Origin of the sequence: Neobacillus drentensis, from assembly GCF_036966985.1 — a bacterium.
Classification (GTDB): Bacteria; Bacillota; Bacilli; order Bacillales; family Cytobacillaceae; genus Neobacillus; species Neobacillus drentensis_E.
Genome location: NZ_JBALSN010000696.1, coordinates 1 through 815, shown reverse-complemented (window position 1 = coordinate 815; position 815 = coordinate 1). Strand labels below are relative to the sequence as shown.

Annotated in this window: 1 protein-coding gene and 1 pseudogene; both read right to left on the bottom strand. The window is 36.3% G+C overall.

Translation table 11 applies throughout. From position 1 onward, the window contains the following. The coding region (locus tag V7659_RS30645; protein WP_335543782.1) for a CarD family transcriptional regulator at positions 1–361 on the bottom strand (361 nt) is incomplete at its 3' end. A gap of 250 nt (positions 362–611) precedes the next feature. Beyond that, positions 612–815 (bottom strand): annotated as a pseudogene (locus V7659_RS30640) (alcohol dehydrogenase); the annotation flags it as partial.

The following is an 815-nucleotide window of genomic DNA, read 5'->3' as shown; positions in this document are numbered from 1 at the left end:
CATTCAGTTTTTTTTCTTTCTTCATTCGCATGAGATCACGTACCACTTCAGCGCCTTCTAGTATGTGGCCCGTTTTTATTTTGTCTGTGTTGATTTTATATCTCTCTTTCCATGGCAATAACTTATCTGATGTTCCATTTTGGAAAGTGTGTATGATGTTCTTTAAGGCAAGTATATCTGTAACTGGTCTTATTCTTGACCTTGACATCTTCCTTGTAGGAATCATCACTTTCATATGGCTAACGGCCATTTTAATGACATAATACTGTTGTTTTTCATCAGAGAATTCTTTTTCTTCTATGGCTTCAATTATACCTGCTCCGTGCATTGGATAAACAATGTTATCACCAATTTGAAACATATCATCCGCCTCCATATCATGTATCTACTTTAAGGGTATCACACTTAGAGGTAAAATAATCAAATTTTTAATAATAACATGTTTATTTATTTTCTGTCAATAAATTTGGTTCTGAAAAAGTGAGGTTTTTTCATGAAAATTTCGGGTGGTTTTTGATCATATCCTCAAGAATCCTTGCTACAAGAAAAACAGAATATCCATCATTAAAAAAAGACCAGACATTGAGCTGGTCTTTCCAAATAGAATCCGATCATAATGTTGAAATATCAATCACAAACCGATAACGCACATCACTATTGAGCACACGTTCATATGCTTCATCGACTTGGTTTGCGTTGATCACTTCAATTTGTGGTGCGATCTTGTGAGCAGCTGCGAAATCGAGCATTTCTTGTGTTTCTTGGATGCCGCCAACGAGTGAGCCGGCGATGCTGCGACGTCCCGTAATTAATGA